The organism is Bhargavaea sp. CC-171006 (assembly GCF_009761675.1).
GTDB lineage: Bacteria > Bacillota > Bacilli > Bacillales_A > Planococcaceae > Bhargavaea > Bhargavaea changchunensis.
The window spans coordinates 194,176-212,687 of sequence record NZ_QUZH01000023.1 but is presented as its reverse complement, the minus strand read 5'-3'; the positions used below and the strand labels follow the sequence as shown (position 1 = coordinate 212,687).

At 55.2% G+C, this 18,512-nt stretch carries 22 protein-coding genes; all 22 read left to right on the top strand.

Annotated elements, in window-relative coordinates:
- The first annotated feature begins 34 nt into the window (after positions 1-34).
- Positions 35-2,596: a vitamin B12-dependent ribonucleotide reductase gene (locus DZC51_RS10715; protein WP_370513688.1), complete on the top strand. Its 2,562-nt coding sequence runs from the start codon at positions 35-37 to the stop codon at positions 2,594-2,596.
- A gap of 138 nt (positions 2,597-2,734) precedes the next feature.
- A complete protein-coding gene (locus DZC51_RS10710; RefSeq protein WP_157295644.1) occupies positions 2,735-3,157 on the top strand; it encodes a hypothetical protein in 423 nt (140 codons plus the stop codon).
- Positions 3,158-3,222: 65 nt separating this feature from the next.
- On the top strand, positions 3,223-3,663 hold the full coding sequence (aroQ, locus tag DZC51_RS10705) for a type II 3-dehydroquinate dehydratase (protein WP_157296062.1): 441 nt from the start codon (positions 3,223-3,225) through the stop codon (positions 3,661-3,663).
- A gap of 2 nt (positions 3,664-3,665) precedes the next feature.
- On the top strand, positions 3,666-4,727 hold the full coding sequence (locus tag DZC51_RS10700) for a M24 family metallopeptidase (RefSeq protein WP_157295641.1): 1,062 nt from the start codon (positions 3,666-3,668) through the stop codon (positions 4,725-4,727).
- A 21-nt stretch (positions 4,728-4,748) separates the two neighbouring features.
- Positions 4,749-5,306, top strand: a complete 558-nt coding sequence (efp, locus tag DZC51_RS10695; RefSeq protein WP_157295638.1) for an elongation factor P — start codon at positions 4,749-4,751, stop codon at positions 5,304-5,306.
- A gap of 588 nt (positions 5,307-5,894) precedes the next feature.
- On the top strand, positions 5,895-6,098 hold the full coding sequence (locus tag DZC51_RS10690) for a SpoIIIAC/SpoIIIAD family protein (protein WP_008298205.1): 204 nt from the start codon (positions 5,895-5,897) through the stop codon (positions 6,096-6,098).
- Between the two features lie 9 nt (positions 6,099-6,107).
- Positions 6,108-6,482: a hypothetical protein gene (locus DZC51_RS10685; RefSeq protein ID WP_157295635.1), complete on the top strand. Its 375-nt coding sequence runs from the start codon at positions 6,108-6,110 to the stop codon at positions 6,480-6,482.
- Between the two features lie 19 nt (positions 6,483-6,501).
- Positions 6,502-7,401, top strand: a complete 900-nt coding sequence (locus DZC51_RS10680) for a stage III sporulation protein AE (protein WP_157295633.1) — start codon at positions 6,502-6,504, stop codon at positions 7,399-7,401.
- 4 nt (positions 7,402-7,405) lie between these two features.
- The gene (locus tag DZC51_RS10675; protein WP_157295631.1) at positions 7,406-7,558 is read left to right on the top strand and encodes a hypothetical protein; all 153 of its coding nucleotides are present in this window, start codon (positions 7,406-7,408) and stop codon (positions 7,556-7,558) included.
- A gap of 164 nt (positions 7,559-7,722) precedes the next feature.
- Positions 7,723-8,145: a hypothetical protein gene (locus DZC51_RS10670; protein WP_157295628.1), complete on the top strand. Its 423-nt coding sequence runs from the start codon at positions 7,723-7,725 to the stop codon at positions 8,143-8,145.
- Positions 8,142-8,678, top strand: coding sequence for a SpoIIIAH-like family protein (locus DZC51_RS10665; protein WP_157295626.1), 537 nt, complete (start codon positions 8,142-8,144; stop codon positions 8,676-8,678). The genes DZC51_RS10670 and DZC51_RS10665 overlap by 4 nt, the downstream gene beginning before the upstream one ends.
- A 170-nt stretch (positions 8,679-8,848) precedes the next feature.
- Positions 8,849-9,358, top strand: coding sequence for an acetyl-CoA carboxylase biotin carboxyl carrier protein (gene accB / locus DZC51_RS10660; RefSeq protein ID WP_157295624.1), 510 nt, complete (start codon positions 8,849-8,851; stop codon positions 9,356-9,358).
- Between the two features lie 10 nt (positions 9,359-9,368).
- On the top strand, positions 9,369-10,745 hold the full coding sequence (gene accC, locus DZC51_RS10655) for an acetyl-CoA carboxylase biotin carboxylase subunit (RefSeq protein ID WP_157295621.1): 1,377 nt from the start codon (positions 9,369-9,371) through the stop codon (positions 10,743-10,745).
- Between the two features lie 16 nt (positions 10,746-10,761).
- The gene (locus DZC51_RS10650) at positions 10,762-11,163 is read left to right on the top strand and encodes an Asp23/Gls24 family envelope stress response protein (RefSeq protein ID WP_157295619.1); all 402 of its coding nucleotides are present in this window, start codon (positions 10,762-10,764) and stop codon (positions 11,161-11,163) included.
- A gap of 106 nt (positions 11,164-11,269) precedes the next feature.
- Positions 11,270-11,653 carry a transcription antitermination factor NusB gene (gene nusB / locus DZC51_RS10645; RefSeq protein WP_157295616.1) on the top strand — a complete coding sequence of 128 codons (384 nt, stop codon included), beginning with the start codon at positions 11,270-11,272 and terminating at the stop codon, positions 11,651-11,653.
- Positions 11,654-11,679: 26 nt separating this feature from the next.
- Complete coding sequence (gene folD / locus DZC51_RS10640) at positions 11,680-12,540, top strand: bifunctional methylenetetrahydrofolate dehydrogenase/methenyltetrahydrofolate cyclohydrolase FolD (protein WP_157295614.1); 861 nt, start codon at positions 11,680-11,682, stop codon at positions 12,538-12,540.
- A gap of 118 nt (positions 12,541-12,658) precedes the next feature.
- Complete coding sequence (gene xseA, locus DZC51_RS10635) at positions 12,659-14,011, top strand: exodeoxyribonuclease VII large subunit (protein ID WP_157295613.1); 1,353 nt, start codon at positions 12,659-12,661, stop codon at positions 14,009-14,011.
- Positions 14,012-14,269: an exodeoxyribonuclease VII small subunit gene (xseB, locus tag DZC51_RS10630; RefSeq protein WP_157295611.1), complete on the top strand. Its 258-nt coding sequence runs from the start codon at positions 14,012-14,014 to the stop codon at positions 14,267-14,269.
- Positions 14,262-15,146 (top strand): polyprenyl synthetase family protein, encoded by an 885-nt coding sequence (locus DZC51_RS10625; RefSeq protein ID WP_157295610.1) that lies wholly within the window; start codon positions 14,262-14,264, stop codon positions 15,144-15,146. Before xseB ends, DZC51_RS10625 begins: the two co-directional genes overlap by 8 nt.
- A 91-nt stretch (positions 15,147-15,237) precedes the next feature.
- Positions 15,238-17,142, top strand: a complete 1,905-nt coding sequence (gene dxs, locus DZC51_RS10620) for a 1-deoxy-D-xylulose-5-phosphate synthase (protein ID WP_157295609.1) — start codon at positions 15,238-15,240, stop codon at positions 17,140-17,142.
- Positions 17,139-17,960 carry a TlyA family RNA methyltransferase gene (locus DZC51_RS10615; RefSeq protein ID WP_157295607.1) on the top strand — a complete coding sequence of 274 codons (822 nt, stop codon included), beginning with the start codon at positions 17,139-17,141 and terminating at the stop codon, positions 17,958-17,960. The genes dxs and DZC51_RS10615 overlap by 4 nt, the downstream gene beginning before the upstream one ends.
- Positions 17,961-18,049: 89 nt before the next feature.
- The gene (gene ahrC / locus DZC51_RS10610) at positions 18,050-18,499 is read left to right on the top strand and encodes a transcriptional regulator AhrC/ArgR (protein WP_157295606.1); all 450 of its coding nucleotides are present in this window, start codon (positions 18,050-18,052) and stop codon (positions 18,497-18,499) included.
- Positions 18,500-18,512: the final 13 nt, after the last annotated feature.

Sequence of the window (18,512 nt, the reverse complement as noted above, 5' to 3'; positions counted from 1 at the left end):
TCTATCATAAAGGACACTCGAGGAGGTCATGGTATTGGTCATCGCTTCACACAAAAACCAACCGACGCTGGACGTTTCAAAACTGAACAGGGACATTGCCGGTTTTCAACAGGTTCATCCGGTCACGGAAGAGATGCAGATCCGGCACAAAGGGGTCTCCCGGCTGGTCATGATCGACCGTTACTCGTTTAAAGATACCGAGAAAAAAACACTGGGCGAGGGGGACTTCGTCGTCCTGACAGTCAAGGAAGACCCGAAATTCCCTGCAAGGGGACTTGGCTATATCCTTTCCCTCGACCGGGAAAAGGACATGGCCGACATCTGGATCGAACCGGATTACCGTTCCGCGATCGACGACCCGTCAGAACAGGAAAAGGGGATTGTCACCCGTCCCGTTGATGTGATCGAAAAGCCGCTTGAAGTCTTTTATGAGCAGATCGCCAAACGGAATGCCACAGGGCTATCATCCGTGGAGAAGGACGAAGAGACCCGCCGGGCATCGTTCGAGCGCTTTTACAAGGAGCTGGTTTCGCTGAACTTCATCCCGGCGGGCCGTGTCCTCTACGGTGCGGGCGCAGATACGGATGTCACCTACTTTAACTGCTATGTCATGCCATTTGTGGCAGACTCCCGCGAAGGTATTTCGGATCACCGCAAACAGGTCATGGAAATCATGAGCCGGGGCGGTGGCGTCGGGACGAACGGATCTACGCTTCGTCCGCGCAACACGCTTGCGCGGGGCGTTAACGGCAAGTCGTCCGGCTCGGTTTCCTGGCTGGATGATATCGCGAAGCTGACCCACCTGGTCGAGCAGGGCGGATCCCGGAGGGGCGCACAGATGATCATGCTCGCGGACTGGCACCCTGACATTGTCGAGTTCATCATTTCGAAAATGCAGAACCCGCGAATCCTCCGCTACCTGGTGGAGAACACGAACGACGAGCATATCCGGAAGCTTGCCAAGGAAAAGCTGAAATTCAAACCGTTCACCCAGCAGGAAGAAGCCATGTACCAGGGCATTGTGAACTACAAGAACATTCCGGGTCTTGGCGGCTTCAGCGATGCGATCATCCGCGATGCCGAACATAAGCTGCGTGACGGCGGAACGTACTCTGTCCACAACCCTGAGTTCCTGACTGGCGCCAACATTTCGGTCACCCTCACTTCCGATTTCATGAAGGCTGTGGAAGAAGACGGGGAACACCGGCTTCGCTTCCCTTACGTGGAGCAGTATTCGCCTGAAGAGATGGACGTGTACAACGAAGAATGGCACCAGTCCGGAGATGTGCGCGAATGGGAAAAGCGAGGATTCGCCATCCGCACATACCGTTCCATGAAGGCGCGCGAACTGTGGAATCTCATCAACATCTGCGCCACATACTCTGCAGAGCCCGGCATCTTCTTTATCGATAATGCCAACGACATGACAAACGCGAAAGCTTACGGCCAGCAGGTAGTGGCGACAAACCCATGCGGAGAGCAGCCGCTCGCGCCGTACTCCGTCTGCAACCTTGCTGCGGTCAACCTCGCCGAGATGGCAGACAAGGAAACACGCAAGGTCGACTATGACAAACTCCGGGAAACGGTTCGGACCGGTGTCCGGATGCAGGACAATGTCATCGATGCCACACCGTACTTCCTTCCTGAAAACGAGCGCCAGGCACTCGGGGAACGCCGTGTCGGACTCGGCGTCATGGGTCTCGCTGACCTTCTGATCTACTGCGGCAAACGCTACGGCTCGGAGGAAGGCAACCAGCTTGTCGATGAAGTTTTCGAAGCCATTGCCACAACCGCCTATCGTGAATCAATCGAGCTGGCAAAAGAAAAGGGCAGCTTCCCGTTCCTCGTCGGCAAGACGGAAGAAGAAACCAAGGAACTCAGGGAGCGGTTCATCAACACCGGATACATGAAGCGCATGCCGGAGGATATCCGTCAGGGCGTACTTGAACACGGAATCCGAAACTCTCATCTGCTGACGGTCGCGCCGACGGGTTCCACGGGCACCATGGTCGGAGTCAGCACGGGACTTGAGCCTTACTTCTCATTCACTTATTACAGGAGCGGCCGTCTCGGCAAGTTCATCGAGGTCAAGGCGGAGATCGTGGAAGAATATCTGACGGCCAACCCGGATGCCGATCCGGATCAGCTGCCTGACTGGTTTGCCACATCAATGGACCTGACACCGGAAGAACATGCGGACGTCCAATGCGTTATCCAGCAATGGATCGACAGCTCCATCTCCAAGACCGTCAACGCGCCGAAAGGCTATACGGTCGAGCAGGTCGAATCGGTTTATGAGCGCCTATACCACGGCGGAGCAAAGGGCGGCACGGTCTACGTCGACGGTTCCCGCGATTCACAGGTGCTGACGCTTAAGGCCGAGGAAAACGACCCGGAAGCAGAGATCGAGGAAAAGGTCGAAGAAAAACGTCCGGTCGTTCTCGTGGACACCATCCAGGCCCTCCGGTCGACCAATGTCACGATCGGATCGGAAATCGGTGATACGTGCCCGGTCTGCCGTAAAGGGACAGTCGAAGAAATCGGCGGCTGCAACTCCTGCACAAACTGCGGGGCACAGCTGAAATGCGGTCTGTAATCATTCCTGACATCTTTTAATCAATGTACGGGCATCCCTTGGGGTGCCCGTTTTTCTTTTTCGCTTCAATAACCGGAACAACCTGAATAAATGACGATTCCCGGTCCCATCATGGTAAGAGACCGGGGAGGTGGTCCGATGTTTAAACAGCTGCCGTTCTGGACGGCCGGGGCAGTGGCGCTCATTCTGACAGCCGGGTTGAAATTTCTTCATTATTTCAAGTTCATCAAATGGAATCCGACCGGCTGGGCGGAACGATACGGGATTTTTGCAGATGGACACTGGGTGGCCAGATGGCTGCTTTTGTTCGTCGCCATCTGTGTGGTTGCACTCATTTCGTATTATCTCTTCGCCCTTTCATGGAAGTGGAAGGTTTCCATTACGGCTGCCGTCGTCGGCCTCGTAATCGCGGGACTGACTGAATGGCTGATCGTAAGGCCTGCCGGCTATGACGAATTCAGGAAAGCCATTTCCGTGCCTTACGCGGCACTGATCCTAATAGTGACACGGTTTGTGATGGAAACGGCGGTATTCCATAAAAAACAGCAGGCGGACACGTGAAAAACGTTGTCCGTCTGCTTGCGTATGATAAAATGATGATGAATCTGCTGAAAGGAGGGCTTGCGATGAAAATCCTTTGTCTGAACGGCCCGAACCTGAACAGGCTCGGGAAAAGGGAACCCGAGATCTACGGCAGCGAAACTCTTGCCGATGTTGAAGAGAGGCTCCGGCAATTGGCACGCGACAATGGTGCCGACCTGGAATTTGATCAGTCCAATCACGAAGGTGCATTGGTCGACAGAATTCAGGAGGCTGCAGAGGATGGAACGGACGGCATCATCTTTAATCCGGCGGCCTATACCCATACATCGGTCGCCCTGCGGGACGCGGTCGCTGATGCCGGGCTGCCGACTATCGAAGTGCATATCTCGAATATACATAAGCGGGAGGCCTTCAGGCACCATTCGTATCTTGCCCCGGTATGCACCGGCCAGATTGCGGGCATGGGGACCTATGGATACGATCTGGCGATGCTCGCCCTCCTTCGGATGGGAAAAGGGGAATGATCATGGATAAATTAAAGGCGTTCCGTGCTTCTTTCGACAGGCTCGGAATCGATGGGTTTCTTGTCACGAACCCGTACAGCCGGCGCTACATGACCGGCTTCACGGGAACTGCCGGAACGGCGGTCATTTCACGTGATGATGCTGTTTTCATTACGGATTTCCGGTATACGGAACAGGCCGGAGAACAAGTTTCCGGCTACCGCATCGTCAAGCAGTCGGGACTGATGAAAGATGCGGTCGCTGAACAGATCGAAGCGATGGGTATCCAGAAAATCGGCTTCGAACAGGATACGCTGCCTTATGCCGAATACGACCATTACCGCAAAGCAGCGGAGGCGGAGTGGATCCCCGTCTCGGATGTGATCGAGAAGCTTCGGATGGTCAAAGCGGACGATGAGCTCCAGACCATCCGCAAGGCGGCCAGCATTGCCGACGAGGCGTTCAGCCACATCCTCACGTTCATCAAACCGGGTGTAACCGAACTGGAAGTGTCCAACGAGCTGGAGTTCTTCATGCGGCGCCTGGGTGCCGCGGAATCATCGTTTGACACGATTGTAGCTTCAGGCAAGCGCTCGGCGCTTCCGCATGGGGTCGCGACCGATAAGACAATCGAAAACGGCGACATGGTCACATTGGACTTCGGTGCTTTGTATGACGGATATGTATCGGATATCACACGCACCATCGCGGTAGGAGAGCCGTCTGAAGAGCTCAAGAAGATCTACCATATCGTCCTGGAAGCCCAGCAGCGTGCATGTTCCGCGCTCAAACCGGGTATGACAGGGAAAGAGGCGGATGCCGTAGCCCGGGACTACATCAAAGAACATGGTTACGGTGAAGCATTCGGACATTCCACGGGACACGGAATCGGTCTTGAAGTTCACGAGGGACCGGGCCTTTCCTTCCGTTCCGACACGGTTCTCGAGCCGGGTATGGTCGTTACGGTCGAGCCGGGCATTTACGTTCCGGGTCTTGGCGGCGTCCGCATTGAAGACGACGTGCTTATCACGGAAGACGGCTGCGAACTGCTGACGTCATCACCGAAGCAGCTCATTATCCTATAACAATCAAATGGAGGATCTCACATGATTTCTGTAAACGATTTTAAAACCGGCCTCACCATCGAAGTGGACGGCGACATCTACCGTGTCCTGGACTTCCAGCACGTAAAACCGGGCAAGGGCGCGGCATTCGTCCGCTCCAAGCTCCGCAATCTGCGAAACGGGAACACCACGGAAAAGACTTTCCGCGGCGGAGAAAAAGTGGAACGCGCACAAATCGACAACCGACGCATGCAGTACCTGTATGCAAACGGCGACCAGCATGTGTTCATGGACACGGACAACTACGAGCAGATCGAACTGGGTGAAAACCAGATTGAATACGAGCTGAAGTTCCTTAAGGAGAACATGGAAGTCCACGTGATCCAATACCAGGGTGAAACGCTTGGCGTCGACCTTCCGGCTACAGTCGAGCTCGAAGTGTCGGAAACCGAGCCGGGTATCAAGGGCGACACGGCAAGCGGAGGCTCCAAGCCGGCAACGATGGAAACCGGCCTGGTCGTCCAGGTTCCGTTCTTCGTCAACTCAGGCGACCGCCTGATCATCAACACCTCCGAAGGTGAATACGTTTCCCGCGCGTAAACGGGAAACCATACGAACCAACAGGCTGCAGACAAGCGGATCAACCGCATGTCTGCAGTTTTTTGTTTTGAAATATGGGGTTTGCGACTTGAAACAAAGCCTCGTGACTTGAAACAAGAACCCGCCAATTGAAACTTGGCTGCTGACTTGCAATAAGAAATTGCCACTTGAAACATGGCGCCGCGATATGCAATAAGGGCTTGCCATTTGCAGTACGGGATCCGGGAATTGCCGCATAGACCTGTGATTTGCCGCATGGGCTCGTGAATTGCCATATGGGCTTGCCGTTTGCTGCATGGGCTCGTGGATTGCCCCATGGACCTGCCATTTGCCGCATGGGCCTACGATTTGCCATATGGGCTTGTGATTTGCCGCATGGATCTGCCATTTGCCGCATAGACCTGTGATTTGCCATATGGGCTTGCCGTTTGCTACATGGGCTGCGCAATTGACATTGGTCTTCAATTTGCCACATAGACATGCCACTTACCGCATGGATCACCTGACTTGCCGCATGGCCCCAGCCCCTGCAGAACCGCATAACCCCTTCCGGAGCCGCATACACTCGAAAAAACGGGAGGGCCGCATGTGGAACTTCAAGATATTCTCCGGGTAGCGGGAGTCGGTCTCGTCATCGCCTTCCTGCATCTGTTTTTCGAGCAGACGGGGAAAAAGGAGTATTCTTTTTTCATATTTTTCATCGCCTATCTGTATATCACCGCAGAGATGCTTCGCTTCCTCCGGATTTTCTTTACGGAAATCTCATCCTTCTTTTCCTGGCTTTCGGCGTAGAGGGCTCTCATGGAGATCATTCTTTCCGCCGTCATCATGGTGTTCCTGCTGATCATGCTGGAAACTTTCTTGCCCAGGATGGCACCGTTTTTCCTTCTGATCTTCTTTTTCCTGCTTCTGGCACAGCTGACTTTCCGGATGGCCGTTCCGCTGCTGCAGGAGCTTCCGCTGGCATGGGACGGGCCGGGAGCCAGGCAGATCAGGCTCATCGCCGGCTCCGCTTTCCTGTTTTACCTATCGGCCTCGTTCCGGGACATGCTCGGGGAATTAGGATATGCCCCGATAGGCCGTCTCTCCCATATGGCAGTCCAGCTGATGCTTCTGGGAATCTGGCTGGGGGAATTCAGGGAGACCGCGGGAGTCCTTACCGGCCTGCTGCCATGAAGGAAAGGGGGCGAGTGGGATGTGGGATCTGGTCGCCGCCGTTGCCGGACCTCCCGTAAGACTATTTGTGCTGATCATCGTCCTTTCCGCTGCGGCTCTGGCGGCGGATTTCGTCGTCCCGCAATTCCGCGAATGGACAAGGCTATTCCTTCTTGTATCGGCGGGGGCGGCCGCCATGGGCCCGGCTATCGATGCGGTGCGCATGATGGACGGGCTCGTCGGGAAAATGACAGGGCTGTTTCTCGGCATCTACCCGGTTCTGGCAGCCGGAATGGCCGCTGCGGGAGGTGCGCTATCGCTCATCAACTGGAATCCTGCCGTTTTCCTTTTTGTTCAGGGTGCCGTCGTGATCGGGGGCAAATGGATGGTTCCGCTTCTGATTGTGAGCTTTATTCTCGACTACCTGTCCAGGCTTGTGCCGGAAATTCCGTTTACAAGGATCTCAGAAATGATCAGGGTAACCCTTCTTGGCGCAATTTCCGTGATCATCGCCTGCTACTCACTCTTCATCACCGCAACCGGAGCCATGGCATGGTCATCGGGGAGCGCCATTGCGGAACCGATCAAGGCATTGCTGCGCCAGCATGTGCCTCTTGTCGGATCATTCATCACGGATACGATGGGCGTTGTCGGGAAGTATTCCTCGGGCATGGCGCCGATCGCCGGCAGTTATCTGATCGTGGCGCTGCTCGTGACCAGCCTGACCCCCGTGGCCTATGTGCTTCTGACGGCATTTCTCTACAAATGGATCGCTGCACTGTGCGAACCATTTGCACATGAGGATCTTGCAGGACTTTTCGACGATATCGGAAAGACGCTATTCGTCCTCTGCGGAATCATGCTGGTCGTGGCATTCGCGATTTTTTACACTGCCATATTATCCATCGTCCTGATCAAGGTCATTGCAGGAGCGGGGTGAGGGAATGTGGGAATGGATTGCCGGCCTGATCTGGCTGATCGGGATCCTTGCGGTCACCGGAGCGGTCCTCGGACAGGACGAACGGGAGAATTTCATGCCGCTTATGAAACTTGCCGTACTTCTTTACATCCTCAGACTCTTTACATCCTCAGACTAATCTCTCTGCTGCCCGGGTCATAGCCTGTACGAGCCGTGCATAGTATGTCACAGGATGAATAGCCGGAGAAAACGGCACGGCGGACCCGGCCCGCCGGAGCGTCCCGATCGCTCCCATATACCGGAAACAGCACTGATAGAAAGGACGGGAAGCGTGGAGATTGCATGGAGAAAAATTTCAAGAAGAGCGCCCTGCCGCTCCTGCTCGCCGGCGCCGCCTGCCTGTTCATCCTGGCGCCGGGACTGACCGGGCTGTTTGCAGGCAGCGGTGGAGAAAGCGCGGTGCCGGGCCCGTCGGAACTGGAGTCCGTCCTGTCCGATATCACAGGAGTCGGTAAAGTCAGAGTCTATCGGCAAGGCGGGATACGGGAGGAACAGGGCGGTATCCTGATGCCTCTTGACAGTTACTTCGGGAACGCGCCCGGGGAAGGGCGGGACACGCCTGACGGGGGAATTCTCGTTGTCGCGGAAGGGGCCGGCGATCCCCGGGTCCGCGCCGAGCTGGTACGCATTCTGTCGGGGGTCCTCCAGCTGCCCGAACACCGGATTGTCGTAGTGGAAATGAAAAATGAGGGGGAAGAGGGATGAGAGTGAAGAAAAAAGGTGTCTGGTTCCTGACGTTGCTGAGCCTTGTGGCCGTGATCGGAGTGTACTATCTGTTCGACCGCAATCCGATGCCGTTTGATGGTATTACGATCTTCTCGGACGATACAATCAAGGACACGGAGCTTGGCGATGCAGGCAGTGATGCGACCCCGGTATTCGCTGAAAGCTACCTGTTTGAAGAGCTGAGGATGGAAATGCGCAATGAACGCAGCCAGCAGCGCGAATTGCTCACACAGAAAATCACATCCGATGATCTTACTGCCGAAGAGCGCGACAAGGCATTTAACGAGATGCAGGGACTCACCAAGCGGGAGACGGCAGAAGCCATGCTCGAGATGCTGATCAAGGACCTCGGCTACGAAGATGCCGTCGTCCGTACCGAAGACGGGACAGTGAAAGTCAGCGTCATCGCCGATGAATTGTCAGCCGCACAGGCAGACCAGATCGTGTATATGGTCAAGAGCGAGTGGGAAGATTCCTCAACCGTTTCCGTGGATTTTAAATCAGGACAATGATCAAGGCCTGTGCAGGGCCTTTTTCTTTTTAGGTTAAAAATTCAGTCAATGAATGTCCAATCTCGTACTTCAGTACCAGATTCCTCGCTTTTACGTGATAAGTATTTCAAAAACCTTTACAAACGTCTAAAATGTAAGGGTACACATTTAAAGTAAGAGGAGTCGTCAAAATGCTTAAAATTCAAGAGATCCGCGAAATCATCAAATTGATCGACCAAACGGGAATTGAAGAATTCAAGTACAAGACGGAAGAAGGGGAGATCAAGCTGAAAAAAGGCGGTGCCGTCCAAGTGACCGAAACTGCTCCTGCAGCCCAGGTCCCTGCTGCTCCCGTATCCGCACCTGCTCCTGCCGCACCTGCAGCCCAGCCTGCGCCTGCAGCAAGCGAAGAGCCGAAGCAGACGGAAGCCGCACCTGCACCCGCTTCCCAGGATGAAAACCTGCTGGAAGTAAAATCCCCGATGGTCGGCACATTCTATCAGTCGCCATCACCGGATGCCCCGGCATTCGTCGCTTTAGGCGACAAGGTCAAGCCGGACAGCGTCGTCTGTATCGTCGAAGCAATGAAACTGTTCAACGAAATCGAAGCTGAAATAAACGGAGAGATTGTCCAAATTCTCGCAGAAGACGGGCAACTCGTCGAGTACGGCCAGCCGCTGTTCCTGGTCAAGCCGGAATAAGGGGGCCGACATGATGAAAAAAGTCCTTATTGCCAACCGCGGGGAAATTGCTGTCCGCATCATCCGTGCGTGCCGTGACCTCGGCATTCAGACGGTTGCCGTCTATTCCGAGGCGGACCGGGAAGCCCTGCACGTCGAAATGGCCGATGAAGCATACTGCATCGGCCCGAAGCAATCCAAAGACAGTTACCTGAACTTCACGAACGTCATCAGTGTCGCGAAGATGACCGGCTGCGACGGGATCCATCCGGGCTACGGATTCCTTGCGGAAAACGCCGATTTCGCAGAACTCTGCGAAGAAGTGAATGTCACATTCATCGGGCCTTCTGCTGAGGCCATCTCCAAGATGGGCACAAAAGATGTTGCCCGCGAAACCATGCGCCAGGCCGGCGTGCCGGTCGTCCCGGGCTCCAAAGGAATCGTCGACGGTCCCGAAGGCGCCCTGGAAGTCGCAAATGAAATCGGCTTCCCGGTCATCATCAAGGCAACTGCAGGCGGCGGGGGGAAAGGGATCCGAGTCGCCCGGGATGAGGCCGAGCTGAGGAAGGGTGTCGAGATCACCCAGAAAGAAGCCGCTGCAGCATTTGGCAACCCTGGAGTCTACATCGAGAAATTCATTGAGAATTTCCGCCATGTCGAGATCCAGGTGCTCGCTGACCAGTTCGGCAACACGATCCACCTTGGCGAGCGCGACTGCTCGATCCAGCGCCGCATGCAGAAGCTGGTCGAGGAAGCGCCGTCGCCGGCACTTTCACAGGAGACCCGTGAGAAGATGGGACAGGCTGCAGTGCTTGCTGCGCAGGCTGTTGGCTATCGCAGTGCCGGTACGGTCGAGTTCATCTATGACCATATCAATGACAAGTTTTACTTTATGGAGATGAACACACGGATCCAGGTGGAACATCCGGTCACCGAGATGGTGACGGGCATCGACCTGATCGCACAGCAACTCAAGGTTGCGGCGGGCGAACCGCTTGAAATCAAGCAGGAAGATGTAAAAATCAATGGCTGGTCCATTGAGTGCCGCATCAATGCGGAAAATCCGTCGCGCAACTTCATGCCGTCTCCCGGACGTGTGAATATGTACATCGTACCGGGCGGCAACGGGGTCCGAGTCGACTCAGCGGTTTATCCGGGTTACATGATTCCGCCGTTTTATGATTCGATGGTCGCCAAACTCATCACGTTTGCGGACACGCGCGAAGAGGCTGTTGCCCGTATGAAGCGCGCCCTGTCGGAGTTCGTCGTGGAAGGCGTCGATACGACCATTCCGTTCCATCTCAATCTCATGGACCATGAAGTGTTCAAGTCAGGGGACTTCGATACAAAGTTCCTTGAAAAATATGATGTAATGGCTGAAACTGAAGAAGAAGCCAGACAACATTGAGAAAGGGATGATCCGGATGGCAGAACAACCGAATTCCTCCCATGAGGCAGCGGCCGCAGCCGGCAAGGAGATGTACGGCAAGGTGGAGCTCGCTCCCGAAGTGCTTGAAGTGATCGTCGGCATCGCCACTGCAGAAGTGGACGGGGTTGCCGATATGAGAGGATCATTTGCAACCGGCGTAGCAGAAAAACTGGGGCGCAAGGTTCACGGCAAAGGAGTCAAGATCGACTATAACGATGAGGGGCTCTTCATCGATGTCTACTGTTCGGTCGCATACGGCCGTTCGGTCCCGTCCGTTGCCCGTGAAATCCAGAAAAATGTCCGCCAGTCGGTTTTCAACATGACCGCTATCGAACCGGAAGAAGTGAACGTCCATATCACAGGCATTCAGTTCGACCAGACGGAAGAACGCGCCTGAAAGGAAAGCCGCCAATTCATGGCGGCTTTTTATGTCCGGATTCATACGTCGGGGTTAAAATATGCTATCATAGTCCAGAACGATGCAAAAAGAGGAGATTGCCCGGATGAAACGACATGAAGCACGAGAAAAAGCCATGCAGACGCTGTTCCAGCTGGACAGCACGGAGATGACGCCGGAAGAGGCCATGGAGCATATCACGGGCGAGGATGATGTCCGTGACCCGTTTTATGAGTCCCTCGTCGTAGGCACATACGGCAAGCGGGAAGAAATCGACGGATCATTGAAGTCGAAGCTTGAAAACTGGAAGCTGGAACGGCTCCCGAAGGTTGAGAGGACCGTGCTTCGGATGGCCGTCTACGAACTCCTTCATGCGAAGGAAACACCATCCAAAGTCGTGCTGAACGAAGCGATCGAGCTCAGCAAGACATTCGGGGATGAAAAATCAAGCCGCTTCGTGAACGGCGTACTTTCCAAATACACAGACTGAAACCTATACAGCTTGGAGTGAAACAAGTGGAAGGCAAGATCATTGACGGCAAAGAAATCAGCAGGCAGGTAAAGGAAGAAATAAAAGAGGGCGTGGAACGCCTCAAGGCTGAAGGGATGACACCCGGGCTCGCGGTCATTCTCGTCGGGGACGATCCTGCATCGGCGTCGTACGTCGGCAGCAAAGAACGCACCACCAAGACACTCGGCATGCATTCCGAAGTCATCAGGATGGACAAGGATACAAGTGAGTCGGCCCTTCTGGACGAGATCAGAAGGCTGAACGGAGATCCGTCCATCCACGGCATCCTCGTCCAGCTTCCGCTGCCGGAGCAGATCGACGAGCAGCGGGTCATTGAAGCCATTCATCCAGATAAGGATGTCGACGGCTTCCACCCTGAGAATGCCGGAAGGCTCATGGCCGGGATGGACGGGTTTGTTCCGTGCACGCCTCTCGGCATCATGGTGATGCTTGAGCGATCCGGAGTGGATCTGAACGGCAAGCACGCCGTCGTGGTCGGCCGGAGCAATATCGTCGGCAAGCCGATGTCCATGCTTCTTCTCCATGCAAATGCGACCGTCACAGTCTGCCATTCCAGGACGGAGGATCTGCCGTCCATCACCCGACAGGCCGATATCCTGGTCGCGGCGGTCGGGCGCGAGGGCATGATCGGCCCGGAGCACGTCAAGGACGGGGCCGTTGTCATCGATGTCGGCATCAACCGGGGCGAAGACGGGAAGCTTCATGGGGACGTTGATTTCGAACGTGTACGCCCATCTGCTTCCGCCATTACACCGGTTCCGGGCGGAGTGGGCCCGATGACCATCGCCATGCTGATGTCCAACACCCTGAAAAGTGCGGAAAAAGCCCTCCGGGAAACACGCTGACCGGACGGAACATCACAGATAAAAAATTACAGCAAGCGGCAAGGGCGGCACAGATCCCACGGGAAGCCTGCCGCTCCTGCCGCTTATTTACTGTAACCATTAGAGAGGCGGTGCCCGCATGCAAAATCCCTATCTTAGCGTCGGCGCGCTGACCAAATATATCAAGCGGAAATTTGATGCGGACCTTCATCTGCGCGATGTCTACGTCAAGGGGGAGCTGTCGAACGTCAAGCTCCACTCCTCGGGACATATCTACTTTACATTGAAGGATAGCCGCTCGCGCATCAATGCAGCTATGTTCCGCTCCAACGCTTCCAGGCTGAAATTCCGGCCGGAAGAAGGGATGAACGTCCTCGTCCGTGGAGATGTGAATGTCTATGAGGCCGCCGGGCAATATCAGCTTTACGTGAATACGATGCAGCCCGACGGTGTCGGCGAACTTTATGTCGCTTTTGAGCAGCTCAAGGAGCGGCTCAGGAAGGAAGGGCTGTTCAACGCCGAATGGAAACAGCCGATTCCGGCATTTCCGGGAAGGGTGGGGGTGATCACGGCGCCTACAGGCGCGGCAGTGCGGGACATCTGCACGACCCTGAACCGCAGATATCCGCTGGCAGATGTGCTGCTGTTTCCTGCCATCGTCCAGGGACCCAATGCGGTTCCCTCAATAGTCAGTGCAATCCGCCAGGCCAACGGGCATGGCGATATTGATGTGCTGATCGTCGGGCGCGGAGGAGGATCAATCGAAGACTTATGGGCGTTCAATGAAGAGGAAGTGGCCAGGGAGATATTCTCATCGCGCATTCCGGTCATCAGTGCGGTGGGCCATGAAACCGACACGGTCATAGCCGACTTCGTGGCAGACCTGCGGGCGCCCACACCAACCGCCGCCGCAGAACTGGCTGTACCTGACCAAGTCGAAGTATCAAGGCGCATTCTCGAATCGAGATCAAGGCTCCACCAATCGCTCATGACGATGATCCGGCACGAGCGGAAACGGCTGGACCGACTGGAATCATCCTATCCGATGAGCTACCCTGAACGGCTTTACCGCCCGTTTGCCGAAAAGCTGGAAGGGCTGGATGTACGTCTGGAACAGGCTGCAGCCAGGCTCCACGCCGACCGGAGGCAGGCCGTCTCCAATCTGGATGCCCGTCTTGGCGCCCGATCACCGGTCCGGATCTTGGAGCAGGCAGTCGAGCGGACCGGCCGGCTTGACCGCGAACTTCATCGCGCGGCGGAAGAAACGATCCGGCATCACGGCAGGACACTTGCGTCGTCGATAAGGACCCTCCAGGCCCTGAACCCGCTTTCCGTCATGGAGCGGGGCTACAGTCTTGTCCGGAGCGGCGACCGAGTGATTAAGTCTGCGGGAGAGCTCGGTCATGGAGACCGCGTCTCCATTTCATTCCGCGACGGCAAGGTGGAGGCTGTCGTGGATAGCCCTTCAGAACGAAAGGACGTGGAACAATAAATGGACGAACAAAAACAGGATAATAAGAATATACGTTTTGAAGAGGCGATCGGCCGTCTGGAGGAGATTGTACGGCGCCTGGAATCCGGGGATGTTCCTTTGGAAGATGCCATCGACCTGTACAAAAAAGGGATGGAGCTTTCCGCTGTCTGCCACAGCAAGCTTCAGTCGGCGGAAAAGCAACTTGTGACGCTGATTGATAAAGAGGGGGAAGCGACAGCCTTTGATCCGGCTCAAGGAGGAAACCGGGATGAATGAAAAACTTAAAGATTTCATGGACAGCCGTGTCGATGACCTGGTTCCTGTCCTTGAGGATGCCGTAAGAAAGCTGGATACCGATTCACGTCTGAAGGAATCGATGCTTTATTCCCTGACGGCCGGCGGCAAGAAAATCCGTCCGCTGCTCATTTCCGCCGTACTGCACGACCTCGGCCGCGTCCATCCGGCAGAACTCCATGTCGGCGCGGCACTGGAGATGGTCCATACATACTCATTGATCCACGATGACCTTCCTGCGATGGATGACGATGACCTCCGCCGCGGCAAGCCGACGAACCATAAGGTTTACGGAGAGGCCACTGCAATACTCGCCGGGGACGCCATGCTGACAGAAAGTTTTTCCGTCATCGGCAAGGCTCCATCCCTGACCGATTCGGAGAAACTCGAACTCATCCTTCTTCTGACACGCGCTGCCGGTGCGGAAGGCATGGTCGGCGGCCAGATGCTTGATATGGCTGCGGAGAAAAAGAAGCTTACGGAAGAGGAACTGCAGAACGTCCACCGCCTCAAAACCGGGGCGCTTCTGACTTTTGCCGTTGAGGCGGGCGCAGTCCTTTCAAAGGCAAAATCAACAGAGCGGGAACAGCTGAGACGCTATGCCAGGCATATCGGTATCGCTTTCCAGATCCAGGACGACATCCTGGATGTGGTCGGGGATGAAAAAGTCACCGGCAAAAAAACCGGTGCGGATGCGGAACAGGGGAAAAACACCTACCCGGGCATTTTGACGTTGGAAGGTGCAAAGCAGAAGCTGAACCATCACCATTCCGAAGCCGTCAAAGCCGTTTCGTTCCTGAAAGATCCGGAACCGATTCTCCGGCTGCTTGCGGATTACATCATCCACCGGGTCTCCTGATGGGGGCGTTTGGTTTGTGTACGGGTGGGACACTGCTATAATGGACAAAGAATATTTTTACCTATTTTTTAGATAAAGGTGAGTGATGGCGATGGATTTGACCAAGATTTCCGATCCATCCTTCCTGAAGGAACTCGGCAACGGGGAATTGGAGGCTCTGGCTTCGGATATCCGGTCGTTCCTGATCCGTGAGCTGTCTGCTACCGGCGGCCACATCGGGCCGAACCTCGGGGTCGTTGAGCTGACAATCGCCCTTCACCGGGCTTTTGACAGCCCGCAGGATAAGATCATTTGGGATGTCGGGCATCAGGCCTACGTCCACAAAATCCTGACCGGCCGTGCGTGTGATTTCTCAACACTCAGGAAGTACCGGGGCCTATGCGGGTTCCCGAAGAGAATCGAAAGCGAGCATGATGTCTGGGAAACCGGCCACAGTTCGACTTCCCTGTCGGCAGCGATGGGCATGGCGGCTGCGCGCGACATCAAGGGTGCGGATAACCATGTCATCCCGGTGATCGGGGACGGTGCACTGACCGGCGGGATGGCACTTGAAGCGCTGAACCATATCGGTTCCGAGCGCACGAACATGACTGTCATCCTGAACGACAATGAGATGTCGATCGCACCGAACGTCGGCGCGCTCCATAATGTGCTCGGCAGGCTTAGGACAGCGGGCAAGTACAACAAGGCAAAAGATGAGCTGGAGTATCTGCTCAAGAAAATTCCGGCGGTTGGCGGCAAACTGGCGTCAACAGCGGAGCGCGTGAAAGACAGCCTCAAGTACCTGCTCGTCACGGGCGTCTTTTTCGAAGAACTTGGATTTACCTATCTCGGACCGGTGGACGGCCATAGCTTTGAGGATCTCGAAGCGAACCTGAATTACGCCAAGAAAATGGAAGGGCCTGTCCTCATCCATGTTCTGACAAAAAAAGGGAAAGGCTTCCGCCCGGCAGAGGAAGACAAGATTGGCACATGGCACGGAACCGGGCCGTATAAGCTTGAAACGGGCGACCTTATCAAATCTCCGGCAAAAGCTCCGGGGTGGAGCGCGCTTATCGCGGAGACGGTCCGCCGGATCGCACGCGAAGACAAACGGGTCGTCGCAATCACTCCCGCCATGCCGGTCGGCTCTAAGCTGGAGGGCTTCGCCTCGGAATTCCCTGACCGCATGTTCGATGTCGGCATCGCCGAGCAGCATGCGACAACGATGGCTGCAGGTCTTGCCGTTGAAGAGATGAAGCCATTTCTTGCCATTTACTCGACCTTCCTCCAGCGCGCATATGATCAGGTTCTCCATGACATTGCAAGACAGAACCTGAATGTATTCATCGGCATCGACCGAGCGGGTCTTGTAGGCGCGGATGGCGAGACTCATCAGGGTGTCTTCGACATTGCATTCCTAAGAAGCATGCCAAACCTGACAATCATGATGCCGAAAGATGAGAACGAAGGCCAGCACATGGTCAGGACGGCAATCAGTTACGGGGACGGGCCAATTGCCCTTAGGTACCCTCGCGGCAACGGTCTCGGCGTGCCGCTCGATGAAGAGCTGAGGGAAATTCCGATCGGCTCCTGGGAGATACTTTTGGAAGGCGCTGATGCGGCCATCCTGACATTCGGGACAACAATCCCGATGGCGCTTTCCGCTGCGGATCGCCTCCGTGAAAAAGGCATTGATGCAGCCGTTGTGAATGCACGCTTCATCAAGCCGTTTGACGAGGAAATGCTGAAAAACCTCCTCGAGAGAAAAATCCCGCTCGTCACTGTTGAAGAAGCGGTTCTGGCCGGAGGTTTCGGAAGCGGAGTCATGGAATTTGCGCATGACCATGGTTTCCACGGAGCGATCATTGACCGCTTGGGCATCCCGGACAAGTTCATTGAGCACGGAAGCGTCACTGAACTTCTTGAGGAAATCGGGATGACTGACGAAGCGCTCGCGGATAAAGTGGAAGAACTGGTGGGATTGTCCCGCCAGAAAGGCATGCATGCTCTATGACGCAGAAGACGCCCAAAGAGCGGATCGATGTCCTCCTGACGGAACGCGGCCTGTTTGAGACCCGCGAACAGGCAAAGCGTGCAGTCATGGCAGGAATCGTCTATTCCGGTGACCGAAGGATGGACAAGCCCGGAGAAAAGATTCCGGCCGATGCCGAAATAAGGGTGAAGGGAAAAGCGCAAAAGTATGTGAGCCGCGGGGGCCTGAAACTCGAGAAGGCCCTGGAGGTCTTTGATGCGGATGTCGCTGGGAAACTGATTCTTGATATCGGCGCATCGACCGGCGGTTTCACAGACTGTGCCCTTCAGAATGGCGCACTCCACAGTTATGCACTCGACGTCGGCTATAACCAGCTGGCTTACAAGTTGCGGCAGGACCCGAGAGTGACGGTCATGGAACGGGTTAATTTCCGTCATGCGACACCCGATCTGTTTTCGGAGGGCATGCCGGAATTTGCGACAATCGACGTTTCCTTCATCTCCCTCAGCCTCATCCTGCCGACATTAAAGACGGTACTGACTCCGGGTGGCGATGTGATTGCCCTCGTCAAGCCGCAGTTCGAGGCCGGCCGTGAAAATGTCGGTAAAAAAGGAATCGTCCGTAATCCGGCAGTCCATCTCGAGGTTCTGGAGCGCACTGCCGGCATGGCGGTTTCAAACGGTTTCGAGGTCATCAACGCATCGTTTTCACCGGTCACCGGCGGAGAAGGCAATATCGAATTCCTTTTCCACCTGAGGTCGGCTGACAATCCGGTATCCAGGATTCCGGAAGGCGGTTTCACCAATCTGGTGAAAGAAGCCCACAAAACGCTGGACTAACCCCCGAAAGCGGGGGTTTTTTGTTGTTGCGAAAATTGGATAATGGTACATTCTTATTAGGAAATATGCATTCTTCGGAGGGAAATAGTGTGAGTAAGGGCCAACGGCATATACGGATTCGGGAAATTATCGGACATCATGAAATTGAAACACAGGACGAGCTGGTCGACCGGCTCAAACAGGAAGGGTTCAATGTAACGCAGGCCACCATCTCGAGGGACATCAAGGAACTCCACCTTGTCAAAGTCCCTCTCAGGGACGGCCGCTACAAATACAGCCTGCCCGCCGAGCGCAGCTTCGACCCTATGCGCAAGCTGAACCGCGCACTGACAGATGCGTTTGTAAGCATCGACGGGGCCGGATATTTTCTTGTCATGAAGACGCTGCCGGGCAATGCGCATGCCATCGGCTCACTCATCGATCAGATCGAATGGGAGGAGATCCTCGGCACCATCTGTGGCGATGACACATGTCTCATCCTTTGCCGGAATGACGAACAGCGGGAAACGGTGAGAGAAAAGCTGCTCGGCATGCTTTGATCAGGGAGGTGAA